A 20716-nucleotide genomic window follows, 5' to 3' on the forward strand; every position below is an offset into this window, starting at 1 on the left:
ACCTCACTCAATACGCTAAAGAAAACCGTGGATTCGACGCTGCCGCGTATACTACTCGTCGCGATCGATCGTCGCACTTACTGGCACAAGCTGCAAACCGCGCTGCTCGAGATCCTGCACCCATTCTTGCAGCTGTCGGACGGTAACAGGTAGCGCAGACCCAGCAGCCACGGCATATCCGCGCGCACGGGCGACACTTTCAAGCTGCAAAAGTTTGGCGTCGATATTGCTTTCCCGCGGCACTTCATCGAGCACAACGTCGACACCGCTGAACGGCATTCTGAGCTCACCAGCAACCTCGTCAGCAATACTGCGCGAGGTCGTACCGTTGTCGACGAACATCAGACCTCGGGTTTCAAGTTTCTCCAGAAGGTACTGCATGGACGGCCGGGTCGAAGAGAAGCGGGCTCCCATTTCGCCAATCACGCCGACATAGTTAGTGGCGCGGGTCAGCAAAAACGCCAGCCGGTCTAAGAGCTCGGTCGGTTGAAGGCTGACAAGGAGGGTGTGCGGGCCAGGATCGTTGTCGGGGAAATCAAATGGTTCCAACGGCAGCTGGAGAAGTAGCTCGTGCCCTTTCATCCGGGCCTGCTGCATCCAGAGGTCCAGATCCGAACCATATGGCGCAAGCGCAAATGTGACATCAGCTGGAAGACTGTCGATCGCGTTTTGCGTCCCCGCCTCACTCAGCCCAAGCCCGGTCACAACGACGGCGATTTTTGGAATAGACGTGAACTGCGTTTGAATTGGCCGCGCGTAAGCATCCAGTGGCCGCACACCAGCGTCGCTGACCATCGGCAGGAAGCCGTAGTCGGAGCGTTCACTCACTCGTGGATCTGGATTGATTGCCAATCCGGTCACTGGCGCCTCCGGCCCCAACCCATCGGGACGGATGATCATTTCATAACGCGGACCAAGATAGTCACCGCTGGACTGTTGGCGGAGATTTGGGCCGAGATCATCGCCCACGGTTGGGCGGATTTCGACGACCTCGATGTCCTGGGAGGTAATCCCTTCAACAACCTCATCAAGCGGCAAGACAGCAAACGGCTCCCCGCCATACGGATCGTCAACCACCAGAATCCAAATAAGCGCCGTTGTTAAGACGACACTTATCAGTCCTGCGCCAATGAGGCCAAACGGCAGCCTGACAAGCCGCCGCTTTCCCATTCCTAAGGGAGCTGTGAGATCTTCGCTCGACATATCGTCCAGTGCCTTTACGCCGGCAACGCGCCGGCATGATCATTGTTTTTGGATACGCAGAACGAGTGAGAAAAGTGCGCCGTGTCCGGCGCACCTTGAAGTTTTAGTTCTTCGGGACCGACGCAGTGTCAGCAATCGGTGGAAACGCGCTGTTCACCTGAACGCCGCGAAGAAGATCAAGCGCCAGGTTCAACTGGGTGTCGTCCTCCGGGTCCGGCGGAATATAAGCCTGGCTTCCGGACTGTTCTTCACCCTCGGCTTCAAGGTGGCCGCGAAGACCTGCCTCACCGCGGGTTTCTACCCGGCCAACGAGTTCTTCTGGAAGTTCCTGAAGAGCTTCGATGTCCGGGACGATGCCCTTGGCCTGAATTGAATTCCCTGATGGCGTGTAGTAGCGCGCCGTGGTCAAGCGGATCGCTCCATTGGCACCCAGCGGAATGATTGTCTGGACGGAGCCTTTCCCGAAGGAGCGGGTCCCAAGAATTGTTGCCCGCCGGTGATCTTGCAATGCACCCGCAACAATTTCAGACGCTGACGCGGAGCCGCCATTAACCAGTACGATAACGGGTTTGCCTTCTGTGATGTCACCGGCGCGCGCGTTATAGCGCTGGGTTTCATCTGCTTCCCGGCCTCGGGTGGAGACGATTTCACCACGATCAAGGAACGCGTCGGACACAGCAATTGCTTGGTCCAAAAGGCCACCCGGATTGTTTCGAAGATCGATCACGAAGCCCTTGAGGTTTTCTTCGCCAATATTTTTGGCGGTTTCCTCAAGTCCCTTTTTCAGGCCATCAAAGGTTTGCTCGTTGAACTGGGTTACACGAACGTAGCCAACATCATCCTCTTCCCGCCAACGTACCGAACGGATGCGGATGATGTCACGGGTAATCGTGATATCAAGCGGCTGTGTTTGACCTTCGCGGCGGATGGTGACCACGATATCCGTGTTGACCGGACCACGCATTTTTTCAACAGCTTCGTTCAGGGTCAAACCCTGAACCTGTTCGCCGTCGATATAGGTGATCAGGTCACCCGCCAACACACCAGCCTTGGCCGCAGGTGTTTCGTCGATCGGAGAAACGACCTTCACCAGACCGTCTTCCATGGTCACTTCGATACCAAGACCGCCGAACTCGCCGCGGGTCTGCACCTGCATGTCGCGAAAGCTTTTCGGTGACATGTAACTGGAATGCGGGTCAAGCGATGTCAGCATGCCATTGATGGCGCTTTCGATAAGCTGTGCATCGTCGGGAACTTCAACATAATCCGACCGAACCCGCTCGAACACATCCCCAAACAGATTCAGCTGCCGGTATGTGTCTGTGGCCGCAGCATTTGCTGCGCCTGACACATGGAATGGCATTTGGGACAGGGTTGTCACAGCCGCGGCCCCCAAAAGGGCACCTGCCAGCAGCAAGGAAGCTTTCCGTATCATCCGCGAGCCTTTTCTTCTTCTGTGCGTGCCCACCATGGTGTGGGATCGACCGCACGGCCGTCCTTCCGAAATTCAACATATAATATCGGCTGGGTCGAGCCCATACCGAATGTTGATGCGCTTGCCCATTGGGTAGCGCCCATTACACCGACCGGTTCTCCGGCCAAAACAAATTGTCCAAGCTCCGCATCGATCCGGTCCATTCCGGCCAGGAGCACATGGTAGCCGTCACCTGTGTTCAGGATCAAGAGCTGGCCATACGACCTGAAAGGACCAGAATACACCACCCATCCATCTGCTGGCGATGTGACATTCGATCCGGGGCGCGTGGCGATTGACTGGCCTTCCGTCACACCGCCAAACTCATCTTCTTGACCGTAATCCTTCAGCACAGTGCCGGATACGGGTTGAGGAAGACGCCCCCTGGCATCCTCAAAAGCAATTGCAGGCGCCAAGCGGCCAGGATCCGAGAACGGATCGGTATCTCGCGGCGTCCTGTTTTGATCCAAAGCAGCCTGCCGGGATTTCTCAGCAGCCACGCTGGCGCTTTCGATCTCTGATTCCAAGTCTGCAATCAGTTCCTTGAGCGAACCTGCCCTTGCCGCCAATTCTGCTGCACGTCGCTTTTCATCCTCAAGGCTGCGGACAGTTTCGGTATGTTCCAGCCTTTTGGCGCTCAAGAGAAGTTCCAGCCGTGACTTTTCCTCAGCCAATCGCATGGCATCACCGCGAAGTCGGCGTTCCTCATCTGCGATGACCGTTTTCAAGCGCTGAAGCTCCTCCAAATCAGCGGCCAATGCCTCCGTCTCCACCCGCAGCTCCGGCATGACTGCATTTAAAAGAATCGCGCTGCGAACCGCGGACAGAGCGTCACTCGGGCGAACTGCCAATGCTGGTGGCGGCCGGCGGCCAATCCGCTGCAGTGCCGCCAACACTTCAGCTAGGACATCGCGGCGCGCGATCAAGGACAAGCGGACAGCATCTTCATTCTCGCCGAGACTGCGCAGCCGTCGTTCGGTGTCTGTCAGCTCTGTTTCAAGCCCGCGGATTGTGTCTGCTGTGTTGATGATCTTCGCATTAAGGGTGTCGCGGTCCCGGTCAAGAGACTGAATTTCGCGGGCGATTGCCGCTTGTCGATCCGAAGAGACAGTAATGTCTGACGTGAGTGCAGCGAGTTCCTGCTCCCGCTTCGCCTTTTTCTCAATTGCAGCTTCAATTTCCGGTGAGCTGACCGCAACCTCGGATGGATCTACCGTCTCGGTGACATACCCAGGCATCGGCCATAAAAACGCGCAGGCGAAAAAGCCGCTGAGAAATGCCGGATGGCCGGCTTGCTTCCAACGCCGTTTTCTAAATCCCCTGCCCGGATCTGATCTCAAGTTGCGCGATCTCCAATACGCCATACGATCTGCGATACCGGCATGGCGTTAACGAAGTGTTTACCGTAGTGGCCAAATCGTTAACACCGCGCCCTTATCCACCAATCGCAGCATGATGAGCACTATCGGCAGAATGCGGCGATATGCTGGCGCTGCGTTTCATGACTGAATATCTGTTTATCAAACGCGGTGATAAGGATGGCCGGACTGGATCGTGATCGCCCTGTAAATCTGTTCCGCAAGAAGAATGCGGGCAATTTGATGCGGCCAGGTCATCGCCCCAAAGGCCAGCTTCAAATCGGCGCGGGCCAAAACCTCTTGCCCATGCCCATCGGCACCACCTATGGCAAAAACGATATCCGGCGCGCCGTCATCTTTCCACTTTTCCAAACGCTCAGAAAAGGCCGGGCTGGTAAGGTTCTTGCCGTGTTCGTCCAGCACGACCAGCTTTGCGCCAGGCGATAGAGACGCCACAATCGCCCGGGCTTCATCTGCCTTGCGATCTTCGGCGCGCTGAGCGCGGCTTTCCTGCATTTCTGAAAGACCGACATCCGTAATTCCGAGCGCGCGGCCAGACTTGCGCGCCCTGTCCATGTACCGGTCGAAAAGATCTTTGTCCGCACCAGCCTTCATGCGGCCAATGCAGATAAGTGAGAAGCGCATCAGATCCCCGCCGGACGATTATCCGGTGCCACTACTGCTTCGACAATATCACGGAGCTCCTGGAAGGAACCCTCGTGCCCGGTTCAGCCGATATACTGCGGTGCGTCGTCTTCTTCCGGGGCCCACATCTTTTCCAGATTGTAGAAACCACGGACTTCCGGACGGAAGATGTGAACGATCACATCACCGGCATCGATCAAGACCCAATCACAGGTGGTTTGCCCTTCAACGGTCGCATTGCCGTGTCCTGCAGTTTTCAGGTCACGTTGCAAATGATCCGCGATCGCCCCGACATGACGATGTGAACGGCCGGACACAATCACCATGTGATCGGCCAGGGAGCTTTTTCCTGCGATGTCGAGAGTAACAAGGTCCTCTGCCTTGGAGTCTTCCAGACTCGCGAGAACCGTATCGAGGAGGCCGGCCGTAAGGTCTGCACTTACGGAAGCCTTCAGAGGAGTGGACATTTCTGTCCGCCCGCTTTCAAGGGACATGGTCAGGTGGAATGCCTTTCGCTGTCTTTATGGCCTGTGTCCAACGTCGTCACGAACATGATTGTCCGACTTTGCACGTCACCCGTTTTGGCTACAGGCCGGTTGACCAATGTGCGGCCGCCCCTTTAGCAGCCACACCACATAATACCGCGTCTGAGTTGGCAATTTCAAGACAACGGAAATTTCACGAGGCTGATTGGCTTGTCTGTCACCTCTTGCGCCTCAACTCCGTGGACGAAGTCTGATCTAAGGGGGTGTGCAGAAACGTCCATACTGGAGGGTCCATATCGGGAAGAAGACCCGCATCCTCTTCTGGAAGCCGATATTTTTCATAGGCTTTTGCCATTGGCGACGACAACACCGACAGCGATGCACCCGGTCTGTCGACGACTGCGACCGGTACGGTGCCGAGAATCCCTCGCCAATCCTGCCAATGATGAAACCCTGCCAGATTGTCAGCACCCATGACCCAAACGAATCGGACCGACGGGTTTCTAGACCGCAGTGCCTGCAGTGTCTTGGCGGTGTAGGGTGTGCCCAGCACCTTCTCATAAGCGGTGACTTTCATCCGCGGATGATTGGACAACGCACTCGTCAAGTGAAGCCGCATCTCAAGAGGCGCCAGCTCCGAATGGCTCTTCAGAGGATTACCCGGTGTGACAAACCACCAAACTTGATCCAACCCAAGACGCTTCAGAACAGTGTCGGCAACCATCTTGTGACCGGAATGCGGCGGATTGAACGACCCACCGAAAACGCCGATCCGGTTACCCGCTTCACAATGGGGCAATTTCAACCAGTCCTGATGACGGCCCTGGCTGGAGGACAATTTGCTCATGGACGGATTTGGCCCGTCCCGTGCACTTTGTATTTGAAGCTTGTCAATTGCTCGACGCCAACGGGCCCGCGCGCATGCATCCGCCCTGTGGCGATCCCGATTTCCGCCCCCATCCCGAATTCGCCACCGTCCGCGAACTGGGTCGAGGCGTTGTGCAACACGATCGCCGAATCCACTTCCGCCTGAAACCGGTCCGCGGCGGCTTGATCCTCGGTGATGATGCAATCGGTGTGATTGGACCCGTATTTTGCAATATGCGCGATGGCAGCATCGAGATCCGGAACAATCATCGCAGAGAGGATTTTGTCCAGATACTCCGTTGACCAATCCTCTTCACTTGCTTCCAAGACACCTGAGCCAATGCTCTGGACTTCGGCATCGCCGCGGATTTCGCAGTCATTTGCGTTCAAGGCATCCAGAATTGCCGGCAAGTGGCTTTCAGCGACGTCTTTATGAACCAGCAGTGTTTCCAGAGCGCCACAGATCCCGGTGCGGCGCAGCTTGGAATTCGTCACAATCGACACGGCCTTTTCGAGATCAGCTGCCTTGTCGACAAAGATATGTACGAGTCCCTCCAAGTGCGCGAACACCGGAACACGCGCCTCTGTCTGAACCCGTTCGACCAGGCTGCGCCCGCCACGCGGAACGATCACATCGAGGTTTCCGTTCAATCCCCGCAGCATTTCACCAACGGCTGCCCGGTCGGTTACCGGCACGATCTGGATCGCATCTTCCGGCAAACCGGCCTCACTCAGACCATTTTGCATCGCTGCGTGAATGGCTTTGTTGGAGTTCACGGTGTCAGATCCACCACGGAGTACGACTGCATTGCCGGCCTTCAGGCACAGCGCTCCGGCATCGGCGGTCACATTCGGACGGCTTTCGTAAATCACACCGATCACACCGAGCGGTGTGCGGACCCGTTCAATCTTGAGACCGTTCGGCCGTTCCCATGCCGCAATCACGCTCCCAACCGGATCGTCCAGCGCGACAATGTCCTCTAGGGCTTTGGCAATCGCCTCAACGCGCTCTTCAGTCAGTGTGCCGCGGTCAAGAAAAGCAGCAGTCTGGCCATTGGCTTTCATCGCTTCGACGTCTTTGGCATTGCCTTCAAGGATTTCCGGCGTTGCAGCCCGGACCGCTTTCGCCATCGCCATGAGGGCGTTGTTTTTTGCCTTGGTTGGAGCATTGGCAAGCACCCGGCCAGCTGCCCGCGCCCGCGTGCCGATCTCCGCCATCAAAGCTTCTGTCGACAGTGCCTCAACCTTGTCCAGCATTCCTTCAACTCCCGTTTGGCGCACGTATCAGCGCCATCTTGAATTGGTGTTTTTAGCTAGTTCCGTTCAAAAAGCCATCTTCGAGCACAAGATCATCCCGGTGGATCATCTCGGCCCGGCCCGGATATCCGACAATTGCTTCGATTTCGCGGCTGTTGCGGCCAGCAATCAGCTGCGCTTCATCCATGTCATAGGCAATGAGACCACGCCCGGCCACTGCACCGTCCGGCGCGAGGATCTTAACCGCGTCGCCACGGCTGAACTGGCCGGAAACGCTGGTCACCCCGGCAGGCAACAAGCTTTTTCCGGACTTCAGGGCACGAACGGCACCCGCGTCCAGAACGATTTCGCCGCGTGGCTCCAACGTCCCGCCAATCCAGGCTTTCCGGGCGCTTGCCGGTGTCGCCAATGCGGGGAACCAGGTGGCCCGTGCGCCCTCGTTCAGGCGTTTCAGCGGGTTGAGTTCCTTGCCCGATGTGATGACCATCGTTGTGCCAGCGGCTGTTGCGATTTTCCCGGCATCGATTTTGGTCTTCATTCCGCCACGGGAAAGTTCGGACCCGGCACTTCCGGCCATTGCCTCGATCTCTGGCGTAATCCGGGAGACTTCCGGCAAGAACACCGCGGACGGATCCAAATGCGGCGGCGCGGTGTAAAGACCATCAATGTCCGATAGAAGAACCAGGCAATCGGCACTCGCCATGGTCGCCACGCGGGCGGCCAGCCGGTCGTTGTCGCCATACCGGATTTCGGACGTCGCAACGGAATCGTTTTCGTTGATGATCGGCACCGCACCGAGCTTCAACAGGGTTCCAATGGTGGCCCGAGCATTCAGGTAGCGGCGGCGCTGTTCTGTGTCTCCGAGCGTCAGAAGAATCTGACCCGCTCTTCGATTGTGCGCGTCCAGCGCTTCCGCATAGGCCTTGGCCAAGGCGATCTGCCCAGTCGCTGCCGCCGCCTGGCTTTCTTCCAGCTTGAGCGGTCCGTTGGGCAAACCAAGGATGCCGCGGCCAAGCGCAATTGACCCAGACGATACCAGAAGCACTTCACCACCGGCATCGATCAAATCAACCACATCGGCGACCAGGGCTTCCAGCCAGTCTTTCCTAAGCGCACCATTGCCCACAAGCAGCGCCGAGCCGATCTTGACCACGATCCGGCTGTGGTTCTTAAGAGACCGCTGCGCCGACATCAGGGGTGCCACCCCTCCTGTTCGGGAGATGGGACCTGGTTGGCTGCTTCTTCCTTGTCTCGGTCGATTGCCCGCACGATCATGCGCAGTGCACGGTCAACGTTCAGACCGCTTGCAGATGACAGGATCAAGGGTCTCTGACCGCAAGCCGCTTCCAGGTTCGCCGCTTTTTCAGCGATCATATCCTCAGTCAAGGCATCGCATTTCGACAGCGCCACGATCTCAGGCTTGTCGGTTAGTCCAGCTCCATAGGCTTCCAACTCTCCGCGAACAACCTTATAGGATTCGCCGGGATCTTCTTCACCGGAGCCGTCCACCAGATGCAGGAGGACACGGGTGCGCTCCACGTGACCCAGGAACCGGTCACCAAGGCCAGTGCCTTCGTGGGCACCTTCAATCAGCCCCGGGATATCAGCCATTGCAAAACTGTTGCCGTCGATCTGCACGATACCAAGGTTCGGATGCAGGGTGGTGAACGGATAATCGGCGATCTTCGGCTTAGCTGCAGAGACGGTCGCCAGGAAGGTGGATTTGCCCGCGTTCGGCAGACCGACCAGACCAGCATCCGCGATAAGCTTCAGGCGCAACCAAATCCATTTTTCTTCGCCTTCAAGACCCGGATTGGCTCGGCGCGGCGCCTGGTTTGTCGAAGACTTGAAGTGCGCGTTGCCGAAACCGCCGTTGCCGCCCCTCAGAAGGTGAACCTTTTGGCCGACTTCCGTCAGATCGGCGATGATGGTTTCATTGTCCTCTTCCAGGATCTGCGTTCCGACCGGCACCCTCAGAGTTACATCGCCGCCATGGGCGCCTGTCCGGTTCTTGCCCATCCCGTGAATGCCTGTCTCGGCCTTGAAGTGCTGCTGGTAGCGGTAGTCGATCAGCGTGTTGAGGCCATCAACGCATTCGACAATGACATCACCCCCCTTGCCGCCGTCGCCACCGTCGGGACCGCCGTATTCAATGTATTTTTCCCGGCGGAAGGAGACACAACCCGCACCGCCGTTTCCTGATCGCACATAGATCTTTGCCTGATCGAGGAATTTCATTTTCGTACTCTTTTCATCCTGGACCAGGACATGATCTTCGTCTCGATCAATGACCGGTCGTAAAGTCTGCGCACATCAATTCGGTTTGCAAGGTCGGCACTGGCCCAGAGTGCGCGGCACTGTCACAGAGGCTTTCTCCAATCTGGCGAAAGCCCATTTTTTTCATAATCGCCAACGACGCGGCGTTTGTCTTCATTGCCTCACTGACAACCCGGTTGTGACCCGTTGTCCGGAAAAGCCATTGCAGCGCAGCCAGAACGGCTTCGCTCATAAACCCTTGTCCCCAATGGGGCTGCCCCAGCCAATAGCCGATCCGGGGCGTTTCCTGCAACTTCCGAAAACTCACCGCACCGATCATTTGACCATCATGGTCAATATGAAAGGGCAGTTCATCGGCCTGCTCCGGTGCCTTCCAGCTCGCAGCCGCCCTATCAAGAAATGCCCGTCCGCCCTCCAGATCATACGGATACGGCACCCGGGACAGCATCTTGACGACCTCGAAGTCTCCCAGAAGCGCAGCGCAGGCATTCAGGTCATCCCTCCGCGGCGGCCGGAGCACCAGCCGCCGGGTCCGGATCTCTGACGGTATCATGCCACTTGCCGTCTGGCTTCGTAGTCAGACCGCTCCAGGCAGACGACGACATTCGAGACCTTCCGGTCAAGCGCCTTGGCATACCGCTCGGTCATGGCATAGGGCTTGAACCCGAACTTGCGCAACAAACCGCGGGACCGGGTGTTCTCTTCAAATGCCCGCGCCCCAATCGCATCGGATTTATAAATTTCAAAACCCCACTCCAGAACGGTCTCAACAGCTTCCGAAGCATAGCCATACCCCTGAAAGGCCCGCCCGATCCAATACCCGATTGAAGGCGCATCCGGCAGTTCATCGAGATCACCAGGCGCAATGACGCTGACAACACCGATGAAAACACCGCCCAGGGTGATCGCGAAGGCCGCTTCGTGTGTAAGCGGATCCACGCCCACAACCGTATCCAGATAGGCTTCTGCCTCGCCTTCCGCAAACGGCCAGGACACACCGCTCAGCCAGCGCACAATTTCAAAATCCTTGCCGCCAAGCTGTGCAATTGCCGAAGCGTCTTCGGCGGTCAGCGGCCGAAGAACCAGACGGCGTGACTTCAATTCTGGCAACGTAATCATCGGCCCTGCCCCCATCCTTTCAGAGATTTCCAAACAGCTTTTTCAAGGGTGTACCGCTCGATCGGCACAGACCCGCCCGCCCCAAGCGACCGGATCATCGACTGATCGCGATACTGGAAACCCGATTTGATCAAAACCCTGCGCGAGGCCGGATTGGTCACCCGGCAAGAGCCCTGCAATTCTTCGGCGTCTGTATGCGTGAAGGCATGATCAACGAGTGCATGAACCGCTTCGGTTGCATAGCCCCGTCCCCAGAAGGGTTCGCCGAGCCAATAACCAATATGCAAAGGGCCATCCGGCTCTACATTGGCATAGCGGGTCAAGCCGATGAGGCGGCCCGTGCTTTTCAACCGGATCGCAAACCCGGCGTTCAGCGGACGGTTGCGCTCAGCCTTTTCGATCAGCGCGCGGCCATCCTGCGCCGTGAAAGGATGCGGCATGGTGGACAGATTCGCCGCCACCTGTTTGTTGTTCGCCAGGAACACCAAATCTGCCAAATCGTCCACACGCGGCGTGTCGAGCCGCACATGAACCGCTTCCTGCGGCAACGGGGCCGCGTACAAACTGCTCTCGTCTAACAGACCATCACTTTCAACAACCATTTTTTCCTCCAGCCAAAACAAATCAAGGGAAAGATGGTGCCCCACCTTCCCCTTGGATCTTTGACTGGTCTTGGTTGCTGACCTGTCTCGAATTGCCGGGGTCTGGTTGGGACACCGGCGCTTCGAAACGTCACGTCGGCTTTACTCCGCAGCTTCCGCCACTGGGACCACATTGATGAAAGTTCGTTTGTTGGCTTTCGCCTGAAACTCAACTTTGCCTTCAACGGTCGCAAAAATGGTGTGGTCCTTGCCCATGCCTACGCCGGTGCCAGGATGCCAGGTGGTGCCACGTTGACGTGCAATGATGTTGCCCGGAATTACGGCTTCGCCACCATATTTTTTGATGCCAAGACGGCGGCCAGCTGAGTCGCGGCCGTTGCGGGATGAACCGCCTGCCTTTTTATGTGCCATCGTTAGAACTCCTCGTTCTTCGAATAGTTAGACGTCAGGATTTAAGAAACAGCGGCTCAGTTGCCTGCCAGTTCTTTCGCCTGCTCAACCCAGTTACCGCGTTCGAACTTGCCCTTCAGGCCGGTTTCTTCTTCAACGCGAGCGATGTCGTCAGCGCTCATGGCTGCGATCTGAGCGAAGGTCGTGATACCAGCTTCGTTCAGTTTTTTCACAGCAGCCGGGCCAGCGCCGTCCAGTTTCTTCAGGTCGTCCGCGCCAGCGTCTGCAGCCGGTGCGTCTTCCTTGGCTTCAGCCTTCGGCGCTGCCGTTTTCGGCGCAGCCTTCTTGGCCGGTTTTGCACCACCGGTCAGGATGTCGGTCACCTTAACGAGGGTGAACGCCTGACGATGGCCGTTGCGGCGGCGCGAATTCTGACGCCGGCGCTTCTTGAAAATGATTATCTTGCGGTTGCGGCCCTGATCGACCACTTCTGCAACAACGCTGGCGCCTTCAACGGTCGGAGCACCAACAGTCGTGTCAGTCTCGCTGCCAACCATCAACACTTCGTCGAACGTTACGGTGCTGCCGGCTTCGGCGTCGAGTTTTTCGACCCTTAGCAGGTCGTCAGCGGCAACTTTATACTGTTTGCCACCAGTTTTGATCACTGCGAACATGTCTCGCACGTCCTTCTTTTCGTTTTTGAACAGACCTCAGCGGTATTGCTGTGACTGCCTATCTTGTCGAACCGAGGCGCCTGCCCAGTCAGGTTTCCCTGAGAGGAACAAGGACTTTACGCGGGGTTTGCTTGGATAGCAGAACAGCCCTGCAGGCCTTGAACGACGAACAAAGCCCGAGAAATGATCTTTCCCGAGCTGGCCGGAATATACTCGCAGAAAGCCTAGAGTCAACGCTTTAGTGCTAAGACTTGTTAAAGAACCCAGGCCCGCGCTGACGTCAGCTGACGCGGCCGTTGGTAGCTCAGCCCCTTTTGAGCGCTCCTTTTTATATTTCAGGAAAATATAAGGCCCGTTCACTCTGCCCCCTTGCGTCCACAGGATGGCTTGATTATGTTCCGCGCCACTTGAGCCCCAAGCAAACGTTCAAGTCTAGCGGAGAGGTGCCGGAGTGGTCGAACGGGGCGGTCTCGAAAACCGTTGAGCGCGCAAGCGTTCCGAGGGTTCGAATCCCTCTCTCTCCGCCATTCTTATCCTTGCGCTACCGCCTTTGGCTGCTTGAGCACGTGGTTCCAGGTACGGACTTTGCCCCCGTTCCCACGCAAATAAATGCCGTGCTATGAATCAGCCAACCGATAGCTGCGTTCCAACTCGATCAGTTTTTGTTTGCGCCAGAGGCCTCCGCCATAGCCGGTGAGGGATCCGTCTGCGCCCATAACCCTGTGGCAGGGAATGACGACAGCGATCTGGTTGGCACCGTTTGCACGCGCAACGGCCCGCACCGCCTCCGGCCGCCCGAGCGCATGCGCCACCTCCGAGTAGCTGCGAATACCACCTGCAGGAATTTTCAGGAGTTCACGCCAGACATCCCGGGTGAAGGGCGTGCCGTGCAGCGCCAAGGGTGTCTCGAACACTGCTTTCCTGCCCTCAAAAAAACCCGTCAACTCATCCTGGATCTGGTCGATGATTTTCGTCCGGCCAAATCCAAGACTGCCGTTGGCATTGCGCTGCAGTTTCTTGACTTCCGAAGGTAAGGCCTTCCGGTCTAGAAACTCCAAGAGATGCAGTTTGGATTGATCCGCGATCGCGATCATGGGCCCGAGCGGCGTCGAAACCCAGTCAGCCTTTAAAAGCGGATCTGTCGAAAACGCACCTGGTGCCTGACCTAAGGTTTTTGCAAAGGCCTCCCGGAACGCGCTGGCAGAGTCAAATCCGGCCGAGACCTGCGCCTCAATCACCTTGCCGCCATCCGCCAAGGCGGAGAAGCCTTCCTGAAGACGCCGCTGGCGCGCCATTTCCAGGAAGGTCATACCGAAGTGCCTCTTGAATGACCGGCGCACAGTTGACGGGTCCAACCCCATCCGGTGCAAATCCGGTTCGCCCCAGCGATAGGCCGGGCGTCTTTCAAGTTCCGATATCAATGCCTTGATGACCGGATCCGCACTAGCCTCCGGAGTCGTCGGCTTGCAGCGCTTACAGGGCCGGAAACCGGCATCGATGCATTCAGCGACAGTCTCATGAAATGTGCAATTTTCGCGCTTGGGTTTGCGGGCCGGACAGGTCAACCGGCAGAAGATGCCGGTGGATGCCACGCAGACGAACATCCGCCCGTCATAGGACGGATCCCGGTTCAGGAGCGCCTCATAAAGTGTATCGAAATCAGGTCTGATCTTCAGCATTCCGGCACCATAAGACGAAGCTGGAAGCGGTGCAGCCGGAAATCGGGCGTTTATTTGAAACGCGGGGCCAGCTTAGCGGTAAACCTGTTTTTCTGACGGAAAGCTGCGGTCTTTGACCTCATCGGCATAGGATTTCACTGCCGCTTCGATCTGGCCACCAAGATTGCCATAGACCTTGACGAATTTCGGCGGCGTGGGATTGAGACCCAGCATGTCTTCAAGAACCAGGATCTGTCCGTCGCATTCGGCCGAGGCGCCAATGCCAATCGTCGGGATTGGGATCTGCTTTGTGATCTTCGCTGCGAGCGGTTCGACCATGCCTTCCAGGACGAGCGCAAAGGCACCGGCCTCGGCCACCACTTTGGCGTCTTCTTCATGGATCGACCAGGTTTCTTCTTCCCGCCCTTGTGTCTTGAAGCCGCCCATGACGTTCACGGATTGAGGTGTCAGACCGATATGCGCCATGACCGGGATGCCGCGTTCGGTCAGGAAGCGGATCGTTTCCGCCATGCGCCTCCCGCCCTCCAGCTTGACGGCACCGCACTGGGTTTCCTTCATAACTCGGGCTGCATTGCGAAACGCCTCGGCCGGGCTCTCCTCGTAGGTGCCGAAGGGCATATCGACAACGACCAGCGCGCGCTGTGTCCCGCGAACGACTGCCTTGCCGTGCATTATCATCAGGTCGAGCGAAACACCAACGGTGGACTCCATCCCGTGCATGACCATGCCAAGACTGTCGCCCACCAGAATAAAGTCCGCGTATTTGTCGACAATCGCCGCAGTATGCGCGTGGTAGGAGGTCAAAGAGACAATCGGCTCCACGCCTTTGCGCTTGGCGATCTGCGGAGCGCTGATGCGGCGGATTTGTTTCTGAGTACTCATGGTCCGAGCTCCTTGAGAATAGCGACCGATTGCTGGATTTAGGCTGCTGGTCTGACAACGCGTTGATCGATCAAAAGGACGGATCCGAAGCGGACGGCGAGAAGGATAACGGCAGGCCTGTCCAGCGCGCCGCTTAGCTCGGCAAGGGTCTCGGCATCGCCGATGTCAATGCTTTCAATCTGTCCGGACGGCGCGTCCGAAAGGACGCTGCGGACGGCCGCTTCAAGGTCATCAATCCGCGGTGCTGTCTCTGCCAGTTGCTCGGCCTTATCCAGGGACTGGCTCAGTGCCACCGCCTCTATACGTTGATCTTCCGTCAGCCGAACATTTCGCGAAGACATGGCGAGGCCATCGGCTTCCCGCACCGTCGGATGTCCGAGTATTTCCAGTGGCGCATCGAGATCTCGTACCATTTGTTTGATCAGGATGAGCTGCTGGTAGTCCTTTTCGCCGAAAACGGCGATATCCGGCGTGACGATATTGAAAAGCTTGGTGACGACCGTTGAGACACCCCGAAAGTGTCCGGGCCTCAAAGCCCCCTGCAAGATGGCCGATAAACCAGGCACTTCGACATAAGTATCACCGCCATCGCCGTACATTTCATCGACGCTCGGCATAAATACAGCGTCCACGGTTTCGGCGCGCAGGAGCGAGAGATCGCGGTCTTCGTCTCGCGGGTAGGTCGCCAGATCCTCGTTCGGACCGAATTGGGTCGGATTGACGAAGATCGTAGTGACAACACGGTCCGCCTCGATTTTTGCCTTGCGAACCAGCGACAAATGACCTTCGTGCAGATATCCCATTGTCGGAACAACAGCCGTGGTTTCTCCGCTCTGTCTCCAGGCGCGCACGAGGGCACGCATGTCCGCCTTGGTCCGGCAGATCCTCATTGGCTCTCCTCCCAATCCCTTGTCGGGACCTTATTCTTTTCGCAGGTGCAACATAGCCACCCCGCCTTGGAAGGTCCAGTATCCGTTAGTTGTCTAAAAAGTCAGGTTGCGTGCCTAAAATGCACCGTCATAGGATCGTTGCGCGATGCGGCACGCAAGCAATGTGAAGCCATCCCGCTCCAGGGCTGCCCCAGCTTCCTGACGCAAAACATCCGCACTTTCGATCCAAACGCCATAGCCTCCATAGGCCGCCGCGATAGCCGGGAAATCGGTTTCGCCAAAATCGACGCCGACATTCGGCCGCTGGCTGTTGCGCTGCTTGAGTTCGATGAGCGCAAGGCTGGTGTCCACCAGAACACAGATGATGACTGGGATTTTCAGGTCCCGAAGCGTAGAGAGTTCACCAAGGCACATCTCAAGCCCGGCATCGCCGACAAACGCGATCACCGGTGCCGTCTGGTCCACCAATCGATGGCCCATTGCGAGGGGAACGGCGCAGCCCATGGTGCACAAGGCGGACGACTGGAGCATCTGCCTTGGACCAGAGCAGCGCCAGATCTGACTGACCAAAATCCGGTGCGCGCCACTGTCGGCCGTCGCAACCGTGTTGTCAGGCATCACATCGCGCAGAACGTGGAAGGCTGTGCCCGGCCCCCAGCCTGATTGCTCCGGCGCGAAGGCTTCTGCAAGATCCTTGCGGACTGCGGCCGGCTCACCGCCTGACCACGATACAGCCGATGTGTCACGCACCTCGGCCAGAAGGTTCAACGCCGGAACGACGGCGCTGCGAAGCGTGGCAGCAGCCTCATGCATGCCATGAGTTCTCAAAACCGGCGTCACATCAATAACCGGAGCGTCAGAAGGCCAGGGATTTCGCCAATTGATGCGCATTTCAATTGGGTCATAGCCAAGCGACAGGATGCAATCGCTTTGATTGATCAGCGGCAGAAGGTGGCCGTCCGCCTTTGGCGACAGGCCCGCGCCGCCCAGCGCGAGCGGATCATTCTCATCCAGAAGCCCCTTGCCCTTGTAGCTGGTCACAAGCGGAATTTTATACGTCCGGCAAAACTCGGAAATGGCGTGCGAGGCGCCCTCATTCACTGCGTCCACCCCGGCAATGACGATAGGCCGCTCCGCCTTTGCAAACAACTCAAGTGCGGTTTCCAACCCCAAACCTGACACAGGTGCCGACCCGGCAGGGCTTGAGCGGAACTTTGAGGACCAAGCTTCCGACGTAACTGTTTCGGCGACCTTGATCGGGACGTCGATATGAACAGGACCGGGCTGACCGTCCAAAGCGATGGCCAAAGCCTTTTCCATCATCACATCAAGCGCTCCGAGGCGTCCGGAAAAGCTGGCTTTCACGATCGGGCGTAACAACTGCTGATGATCAAAGACCTGATGGGTATAGCTTTCCGCCTCGGCGTGATCGACGCAGCCAGTCAGAAAGATCAGCGGCACACGATCCTGCCATGCATTGGCGACGACATTGATGGCATTTGCGGCTCCCGGCCCAAGTGTAGCGAGGAGCACTCCTGGTGCGCCGTCGGCATGCCAGCCGCCTTCCGCCATGAACCCGCCGGCATTTTCGTGCTTCACCAACACGAACTTCAGACCTGCTTCATCAAGCGCCTGCATTAGTGCAAGTACTTCGCCTCCAGGAATTCCGAAGGCATGACGGCAACCTGCACCGTGAAGTTTTTGTGCAATGATGTCAGCGCCGGTGGTCATGGTATTTCAGTTTCCTTTTGCCGGTGTGTCTTTGCCAAGATCAAGGATGCCGCGCTCTGCCAGCTTCGCAATCTCGCTGTCACTCAATTCCAAATGCCTTTGCAAAACATCTTGCGTGTCCGCACCGAGCATCGGCGGTGCTTTGCGGTAATCTACCGGTGTCTTGCCCATCTTGATTGGAGATCCAATCAAATCCACCGCCCCGCTCACCGGGTGCGGCAACGTAATCTTCATCTCCCGCGCCAGAACCTGATGATCTGTAAACACCTGACCCAAATCGTTCACTGGGCCACAGGGCACACCAGCCGCTTCCAGATCCCGTATCCAATCTGCAGCGTCGCGTTCGATTGTCAGACGCCGGATTTTTGGCACCAGTGTCTTCCGGTTTCGAACCCGATCTGCGTTTTTTGCAAAGAGTGGATCTGTGGCCAGTTCCGGTGCACCGGCAACGTCGCAAAACTTCTGAAACTGACTGTCGTTTCCAACTGCGAGAATGAAAGGTCCATCGGCCCCTGGAAACGTCTCATAGGGCACAATGGTGGGGTGCCCGTTGCCGAGCCGCCCAGGGACTTCACCAGAGACCAGATGCGCAACACCCTGGTTGATCAACCAGGAGACCTGAGCATCCAACAGTGAGATGTCGATGTATTGCCCCTCGCCGGTCCGATGCCGGTGATGAACTGCGGCGAGGATCGAAACGGTTGCATACATGCCGCACATGACATCCGCGATCCCGACGCCGCACTTGGTTTGAGTGCCGCCATCCTCATCGTCAAAGCCGGTGAGCGACATGATCCCGCCCATACCCTGGATCAGAAAGTCATAGCCTGCACGGTGTGAATAAGGCCCGGTCTGCCCGAACCCGGATATCGAGCAGTAGATCAGTTTCGGGTTGATCGCCTTCAGCGTCTCGTAGTCGAGCCCACGCCGCTTGAGATCGCCAACCTTGAAGTTCTCGACCAGAATATCGGCCTTTTCAGCCAGCTTCCGGATCAGATCCTGACCTTCCTCGCTTGCCAGATCTATGGCCACCGAGTCCTTGTTGCGGTTGGAAGAGAGGTAGTAAGCACTTTCAGAGGTTTCTTCGCCATCCGCATTTTTTAAGAATGGCGGGCCCCAGCCACGGGTATCGTCGCCGCGCACGGGCCGCTCTATCTTGATGACTTCGGCCCCAAGATCTCCGAGGATCTGTGTGCAAGTCGGCCCCGCCAAAATGCGAGATAAGTCGAGGACCAGAAGCCCGGAAAGAGCTCCTTTGGAAGGAACGGTCTGCTGCACGGATCACCTTGTTGCTGATACTTCGGGAAAAGGGCATGAGTGCCATGCCGCCGTCAACTCCGGTGGTCCTGTGATCAGATCGCTTTGTCTCAATTTCCTGTCACCGCAAAGTGATGCGATCAGCTCATCTTAGCTTTCCCATCCGCGCATATTTGACAAGAGTGACCATGCACGCTCGATCCATTCCGCACGCACACTGTGGCCGCCATCATGAAGACACAACTCCAGCAGTCCGGTGACTGGTTTCCATCTTTCACAAGACAAGGCCCCATCTGTGAAGGTCTCCGGTGCGGTCTCGGATAGGCCAGTCTGATTGCGCCAGATATCGAAACTTTCAAAAACATCCCCCTGTTTCCATTGCCCGCCGCCGAGCCAACGCCCTTCCAGGGGAACAACAGTGTCGGTGGTACCATGGACATGAAACAGGTACGGGGGCTCGGTTGGGCAGTCTTTCGGAAGCGGCTCCCAAAAGGCGCCAGCAATTGGCGCATAGCCTGAAAATCGCTCCGATTGTTCGCAGGCCAAATACCAGGTCATGAAACCGCCGGAGGAAAAGCCGGTGAGCATGGTGCGCTCACGATCAACTCCAAATCGCTCCGACAGATCTTCAAGGACGCTGTCGAAAAACACCGGTTCGTCCCTGAGATTTCGGGGGGCCGTTGGAAAAGACCAAGTCCCGTTGACGCCCTGCACAGCCACAAACGCCACACCCAACTCATCCGCCATGCGCTTGAAGCTCTCGTTTTTCAGAGCGTTGACGGCCTTGCCGCGATGTCCGTGGAGATAAAGGATTGCACCGAGCGGTTTTGACGGATCGCGCTCTTCCGGCACATGGACGTAATAGGCACCATCACTCAACGTGCAGGGCGTTTCGCCGCCGCAGCTCGTCTCTAAGGCATAAGCAGGTGGGATCATGGCTGCAGCGACAGCAAAGCCAAGGACCCAGTTTCGTTTTTGCGTCATGAATGCGCTCCCGGCGATATTGGACGTTGCCAATTGGAGAGTGACCAAACGCGCGCAGATTTCCAGCACCTTCCGGATCACAAGCGCGCGATTGCGGAGACCTAGTCCCAGGTTCCTTCCGTCGGGATGTTCAGTGTCCGCCCGCAATGCTTGCAATGCACGGCATCCGGATCGTGACGGCTCAGCCCGCAATCCGGGCATGGCAGATTGACCTTCGAGGGACGGAAAATAGTCTGGACGAGCCGCAGAAACAAAGCCACACCAAAAATCATGATCAGGACCGTCAGCAGGCGTCCGACCGTGTCGGTCATGGTAATGTCGCCGAACCCGGTCGTCGTCAGCGTTGTCACGGTAAAGTAGAGCGCATCAAGATAGTTGTTGATGTTCTCGTTCCGATCGTGCTCCAGCACAAATACGATCGCTGTTATGACGAAAATAAAAACAAACAAATTGACTGTCGACTGGAGGATTTCTTCGTTCCGTCGGAACCATTTCGAAGTGTCCCGCAGCTCCTTCAAAAGGTGATAGGAGCGCAGCAACCGCAGCATGCGAATGACCCTCAGGAATGCAAAATTCTCAAAGAACGCTGGAATGATCAGCGAGATAACAACAACAACATCCGCCAGGGATGTGAAGCTCGCCATATACCGCCAGCGGGAGCCTGCTGCGATCAGGCGGGCCACATAGTCAAGCGCCAATACGGCAGCGATGGCGTAATCGACTTCGTGGTGATGGCGATCCGGGTCGGCAATCGCGGATACAATGAAATACGCAATTGTGATGAGATCGAAGGCCAATAGGACATATCGAAAGATCCGCGCGCTATAGGAATGGCCAAAATAGAGTTGACGCAATCGCGATTGCAGATCCGATTTTTCTGCCATTCCTTAAGCCCGCCAACCTATTCCAAGACACATTTTCACCCGACAAGAGCGCAGATGA

General features: G+C 57.1%; 21 protein-coding genes and 1 tRNA gene. 1 reads left to right on the forward strand and 21 read right to left on the reverse strand.

Features of this window, described 5'->3' with window-relative positions; translation table 11 throughout:
* Positions 1 to 51: 51 nt before the first annotated feature.
* The 14 genes from SADFL11_RS15165 to SADFL11_RS15230 form a co-directional block, all read right to left on the reverse strand.
* A complete protein-coding gene (locus SADFL11_RS15165; RefSeq protein WP_209002618.1) occupies positions 52 to 1203 on the reverse strand; it encodes a divergent polysaccharide deacetylase family protein in 1152 nt (383 codons plus the stop codon).
* A 103-nt stretch (positions 1204 to 1306) separates the two neighbouring features.
* Positions 1307 to 2638, reverse strand: a complete 1332-nt coding sequence (locus SADFL11_RS15170) for a S41 family peptidase (protein WP_040451378.1) — start codon at positions 2636 to 2638, stop codon at positions 1307 to 1309.
* Positions 2635 to 3915 carry a murein hydrolase activator EnvC family protein gene (locus SADFL11_RS15175; RefSeq protein ID WP_008193151.1) on the reverse strand — a complete coding sequence of 427 codons (1281 nt, stop codon included), beginning with the start codon at positions 3913 to 3915 and terminating at the stop codon, positions 2635 to 2637. Before SADFL11_RS15175 ends, SADFL11_RS15170 begins: the two co-directional genes overlap by 4 nt.
* A gap of 282 nt (positions 3916 to 4197) precedes the next feature.
* Complete coding sequence (rlmH, locus tag SADFL11_RS15180) at positions 4198 to 4680, reverse strand: 23S rRNA (pseudouridine(1915)-N(3))-methyltransferase RlmH (RefSeq protein ID WP_040451375.1); 483 nt, start codon at positions 4678 to 4680, stop codon at positions 4198 to 4200.
* An 83-nt stretch (positions 4681 to 4763) separates the two neighbouring features.
* Positions 4764 to 5147, reverse strand: coding sequence for a ribosome silencing factor (rsfS, locus tag SADFL11_RS15185; RefSeq protein ID WP_050776181.1), 384 nt, complete (start codon positions 5145 to 5147; stop codon positions 4764 to 4766).
* A 235-nt stretch (positions 5148 to 5382) separates the two neighbouring features.
* Positions 5383 to 6012 carry a nicotinate-nucleotide adenylyltransferase gene (locus SADFL11_RS15190; protein WP_008192911.1) on the reverse strand — a complete coding sequence of 210 codons (630 nt, stop codon included), beginning with the start codon at positions 6010 to 6012 and terminating at the stop codon, positions 5383 to 5385.
* Positions 6009 to 7289, reverse strand: coding sequence for a glutamate-5-semialdehyde dehydrogenase (locus tag SADFL11_RS15195; protein ID WP_008195335.1), 1281 nt, complete (start codon positions 7287 to 7289; stop codon positions 6009 to 6011). Before SADFL11_RS15195 ends, SADFL11_RS15190 begins: the two co-directional genes overlap by 4 nt.
* Before the next feature lie 52 nt (positions 7290 to 7341).
* Positions 7342 to 8481 carry a glutamate 5-kinase gene (proB, locus tag SADFL11_RS15200; protein WP_040451373.1) on the reverse strand — a complete coding sequence of 380 codons (1140 nt, stop codon included), beginning with the start codon at positions 8479 to 8481 and terminating at the stop codon, positions 7342 to 7344.
* Positions 8481 to 9527 (reverse strand): GTPase ObgE, encoded by a 1047-nt coding sequence (obgE, locus tag SADFL11_RS15205; protein WP_008191334.1) that lies wholly within the window; start codon positions 9525 to 9527, stop codon positions 8481 to 8483. Before obgE ends, proB begins: the two co-directional genes overlap by 1 nt.
* A 46-nt stretch (positions 9528 to 9573) precedes the next feature.
* Entirely contained in the window at positions 9574 to 10119 is a 546-nt protein-coding gene (locus SADFL11_RS15210; RefSeq protein WP_008188584.1) for a GNAT family N-acetyltransferase, read from the reverse strand.
* Positions 10116 to 10685: a GNAT family N-acetyltransferase gene (locus SADFL11_RS15215; protein ID WP_040452771.1), complete on the reverse strand. Its 570-nt coding sequence runs from the start codon at positions 10683 to 10685 to the stop codon at positions 10116 to 10118. Before SADFL11_RS15215 ends, SADFL11_RS15210 begins: the two co-directional genes overlap by 4 nt.
* Positions 10682 to 11287 carry a GNAT family N-acetyltransferase gene (locus SADFL11_RS15220; protein ID WP_040451371.1) on the reverse strand — a complete coding sequence of 202 codons (606 nt, stop codon included), beginning with the start codon at positions 11285 to 11287 and terminating at the stop codon, positions 10682 to 10684. Before SADFL11_RS15220 ends, SADFL11_RS15215 begins: the two co-directional genes overlap by 4 nt.
* 141 nt (positions 11288 to 11428) lie before the next feature.
* Entirely contained in the window at positions 11429 to 11698 is a 270-nt protein-coding gene (gene rpmA, locus SADFL11_RS15225) for a 50S ribosomal protein L27 (RefSeq protein ID WP_008192734.1), read from the reverse strand.
* A gap of 56 nt (positions 11699 to 11754) precedes the next feature.
* A complete protein-coding gene (locus SADFL11_RS15230) occupies positions 11755 to 12351 on the reverse strand; it encodes a 50S ribosomal protein L21 (RefSeq protein ID WP_008190592.1) in 597 nt (198 codons plus the stop codon).
* Between the two features lie 437 nt (positions 12352 to 12788).
* On the opposite strand from SADFL11_RS15230, the gene SADFL11_RS15235 reads away from it, so the two are divergent.
* Positions 12789 to 12878 (forward strand) — tRNA-Ser (locus SADFL11_RS15235).
* A gap of 90 nt (positions 12879 to 12968) precedes the next feature.
* Here the strand turns inward: SADFL11_RS15235 and SADFL11_RS15240 are convergent.
* From SADFL11_RS15240 to SADFL11_RS15270, 7 genes are all read right to left on the reverse strand, one after another.
* Entirely contained in the window at positions 12969 to 14030 is a 1062-nt protein-coding gene (locus SADFL11_RS15240) for a bifunctional transcriptional activator/DNA repair enzyme AdaA (RefSeq protein ID WP_008191014.1), read from the reverse strand.
* A 72-nt stretch (positions 14031 to 14102) separates the two neighbouring features.
* Positions 14103 to 14912, reverse strand: a complete 810-nt coding sequence (panB, locus tag SADFL11_RS15245; RefSeq protein ID WP_008196380.1) for a 3-methyl-2-oxobutanoate hydroxymethyltransferase — start codon at positions 14910 to 14912, stop codon at positions 14103 to 14105.
* 38 nt (positions 14913 to 14950) lie between these two features.
* Complete coding sequence (panC, locus tag SADFL11_RS15250; protein WP_008189702.1) at positions 14951 to 15802, reverse strand: pantoate--beta-alanine ligase; 852 nt, start codon at positions 15800 to 15802, stop codon at positions 14951 to 14953.
* A gap of 114 nt (positions 15803 to 15916) precedes the next feature.
* Positions 15917 to 17533 (reverse strand): thiamine pyrophosphate-binding protein, encoded by a 1617-nt coding sequence (locus tag SADFL11_RS15255; RefSeq protein ID WP_008190850.1) that lies wholly within the window; start codon positions 17531 to 17533, stop codon positions 15917 to 15919.
* Positions 17534 to 17539: 6 nt separating this feature from the next.
* Entirely contained in the window at positions 17540 to 18811 is a 1272-nt protein-coding gene (locus SADFL11_RS15260; RefSeq protein ID WP_008194750.1) for a CaiB/BaiF CoA transferase family protein, read from the reverse strand.
* A 129-nt stretch (positions 18812 to 18940) separates the two neighbouring features.
* Positions 18941 to 19774 carry a CE1 family esterase gene (locus tag SADFL11_RS15265; RefSeq protein WP_040452770.1) on the reverse strand — a complete coding sequence of 278 codons (834 nt, stop codon included), beginning with the start codon at positions 19772 to 19774 and terminating at the stop codon, positions 18941 to 18943.
* Between the two features lie 101 nt (positions 19775 to 19875).
* Positions 19876 to 20658, reverse strand: a complete 783-nt coding sequence (locus SADFL11_RS15270; protein WP_008197159.1) for an ion transporter — start codon at positions 20656 to 20658, stop codon at positions 19876 to 19878.
* Positions 20659 to 20716 lie beyond the last annotated feature (58 nt).

Origin of the sequence: Roseibium alexandrii DFL-11, assembly GCF_000158095.2 — a bacterium.
Lineage (GTDB): Bacteria > Pseudomonadota > Alphaproteobacteria > Rhizobiales > Stappiaceae > Roseibium > Roseibium alexandrii.

What these genes read in the sequence shown, in the direction of transcription:
- SADFL11_RS15240 (WP_008191014.1), bottom strand. Translation starts at nt 14,030, where the DNA reads ATGCTGAAGATCAGACCTGATTTCGATACACTTTATGAGGCGCTCCTG.
- panB (WP_008196380.1), bottom strand. Translation starts at nt 14,912, where the DNA reads ATGAGTACTCAGAAACAAATCCGCCGCATCAGCGCTCCGCAGATCGCC.
- rpmA (WP_008192734.1), bottom strand. Translation starts at nt 11,698, where the DNA reads ATGGCACATAAAAAGGCAGGCGGTTCATCCCGCAACGGCCGCGACTCA.
- SADFL11_RS15255 (WP_008190850.1), bottom strand. Translation starts at nt 17,533, where the DNA reads ATGACCACCGGCGCTGACATCATTGCACAAAAACTTCACGGTGCAGGT.
- rsfS (WP_050776181.1), bottom strand. Translation starts at nt 5,147, where the DNA reads ATGTCCACTCCTCTGAAGGCTTCCGTAAGTGCAGACCTTACGGCCGGC.
- SADFL11_RS15230 (WP_008190592.1), bottom strand. Translation starts at nt 12,351, where the DNA reads ATGTTCGCAGTGATCAAAACTGGTGGCAAACAGTATAAAGTTGCCGCT.
- proB (WP_040451373.1), bottom strand. Translation starts at nt 8,481, where the DNA reads ATGTCGGCGCAGCGGTCTCTTAAGAACCACAGCCGGATCGTGGTCAAG.
- SADFL11_RS15195 (WP_008195335.1), bottom strand. Translation starts at nt 7,289, where the DNA reads ATGCTGGACAAGGTTGAGGCACTGTCGACAGAAGCTTTGATGGCGGAG.
- SADFL11_RS15270 (WP_008197159.1), bottom strand. Translation starts at nt 20,658, where the DNA reads ATGGCAGAAAAATCGGATCTGCAATCGCGATTGCGTCAACTCTATTTT.
- SADFL11_RS15265 (WP_040452770.1), bottom strand. Translation starts at nt 19,774, where the DNA reads ATGACGCAAAAACGAAACTGGGTCCTTGGCTTTGCTGTCGCTGCAGCC.
- SADFL11_RS15215 (WP_040452771.1), bottom strand. Translation starts at nt 10,685, where the DNA reads ATGATTACGTTGCCAGAATTGAAGTCACGCCGTCTGGTTCTTCGGCCG.
- obgE (WP_008191334.1), bottom strand. Translation starts at nt 9,527, where the DNA reads ATGAAATTCCTCGATCAGGCAAAGATCTATGTGCGATCAGGAAACGGC.
- SADFL11_RS15190 (WP_008192911.1), bottom strand. Translation starts at nt 6,012, where the DNA reads ATGAGCAAATTGTCCTCCAGCCAGGGCCGTCATCAGGACTGGTTGAAA.
- panC (WP_008189702.1), bottom strand. Translation starts at nt 15,802, where the DNA reads ATGAGGATCTGCCGGACCAAGGCGGACATGCGTGCCCTCGTGCGCGCC.
- SADFL11_RS15170 (WP_040451378.1), bottom strand. Translation starts at nt 2,638, where the DNA reads ATGATACGGAAAGCTTCCTTGCTGCTGGCAGGTGCCCTTTTGGGGGCC.
- SADFL11_RS15175 (WP_008193151.1), bottom strand. Translation starts at nt 3,915, where the DNA reads ATGCCTGGGTATGTCACCGAGACGGTAGATCCATCCGAGGTTGCGGTC.
- SADFL11_RS15210 (WP_008188584.1), bottom strand. Translation starts at nt 10,119, where the DNA reads ATGATACCGTCAGAGATCCGGACCCGGCGGCTGGTGCTCCGGCCGCCG.
- SADFL11_RS15165 (WP_209002618.1), bottom strand. Translation starts at nt 1,203, where the DNA reads ATGTCGAGCGAAGATCTCACAGCTCCCTTAGGAATGGGAAAGCGGCGG.
- SADFL11_RS15220 (WP_040451371.1), bottom strand. Translation starts at nt 11,287, where the DNA reads ATGGTTGTTGAAAGTGATGGTCTGTTAGACGAGAGCAGTTTGTACGCG.
- rlmH (WP_040451375.1), bottom strand. Translation starts at nt 4,680, where the DNA reads ATGCGCTTCTCACTTATCTGCATTGGCCGCATGAAGGCTGGTGCGGAC.